Source organism: Bradyrhizobium sp. P2_E8 (assembly GCF_056403875.1).
On the sequence record NZ_JBFUES010001473.1, the window covers coordinates 1 to 1,286 of the forward strand.

The following is a 1,286-nucleotide window of genomic DNA, read 5'->3' on the forward strand; positions in this document are numbered from 1 at the left end:
GGATAAGCCTGGAGGAATGCTTCCCATCCGTCCCGGTGGATAAGCCTGGAGGAATGCTTCCCATCCGTCCCGGTTTCCTGTCTGCAGGGCAAGCTCATAGTCCCGGCGGATCCCGTCCTGAGGGTTTGCCGTCGGCCCTTGCGGCGCGGTRACCACAGGYTTCGCTGCGACCAGCGGCACGTCGTCGCCGCCGAGCGARCCATAGACATAGGGCTCCTGCTTGTAGCCGGTGTTCTTCAGGACGTCGTCGCGKACGAAGCCGAASGCCTTGCGCAGATCGAGSCCCGGCATCGGCAGGCGTTCGACGAGAGCGGTGGCAAACGGGCTGTTCTTGGCGTCGCCGTCCGAGGCGGTSGAGCCCGCCTTGGCCGCGAAGGCAACCATGGTGTTCGGGCTGGTCGGCTCGACCTTGGCRAGGCCGCGGCCGATGGCCCTTGAGGCCACCGTGCGCTTCATGGTCTTGGCGAASGGATTGTCGCGGCAGGCRTCCAGGATGACGAGGCGCAGTTGCTTGGCCGGCTCGATGGCAAACAGCACCCTGTCGAGCGGGAACGCCTCGTCGAGAACATCGGTATCGGTCTCCAAGGCGGCATCKGTCGGGATCAGGTAGTTGGTGCCGTCAAGCTCGATGCCATGGCCGGCGTAGTAGATGACCGCGACATCGGCCTCGCGGGCCTTGCTGCCGAATTCGCGCAGCGCCTTGCGCATGTCGACCACGTTCAGGTCGAGCTTGACGTCGACCGTATCGAAGCCGGCCTTCCTGAACATGCCGCCGACCAGCGCGGCATCGTTCGCGGGGTTCGCGAGCCTCGCCACGTTCTTGTAGGCCGAGTTGCCCATCACGAGCGCGACGCGCTTCTCGGCCATTGCGGGACCGCAGCCGAGCCCAACGGCAAGAATCAACAAGAGAAAACGAAGCGCGCTCATTGCAGCCCCAAGTCACGAAGCAGCCTCCGACGGCCGCTCAATTGCAGATTTCGCGAGGCGAAGTAATGATATTGCCATTGCGAGGCTGGGTATCCAGGTGACACCCTTTGGCTACGGGTCGGCATCCGGCCGGCCCGCAATACATCTGGCCCGAAGCCTGCGGCTTTGCTGGTGCAGCTTCAGTTTGCTTCCGCTCCGTGTCCCGCTTCTTGGCATCCTCGCGGGCCGCGACCGGCTTCTTGTCCTGCACCTTCTCGCATTCATTGTCGTCATTGATGCGATAGCCGGCGCGGCAGGTGATCTTCACGCAAGCATCACCGTCGGCCTTGAAGCCGTGATCGCACACCAGCGGGCAGACC

The 1,286-nt window shown here is 63.8% G+C and carries 1 protein-coding gene and 1 pseudogene; both read right to left on the minus strand.

Annotation, left to right across the window (positions count from 1 at the left end):
• Nucleotides 1-927: caspase family protein (locus tag AC1D00_RS41530; RefSeq protein ID WP_477014696.1), on the minus strand; the 927-nt coding region annotated here is incomplete at its 3' end.
• Nucleotides 928-964: 37 nt separating this feature from the next.
• Nucleotides 965-1,286 (minus strand): annotated as a pseudogene (locus AC1D00_RS41535) (caspase family protein); the annotation flags it as partial.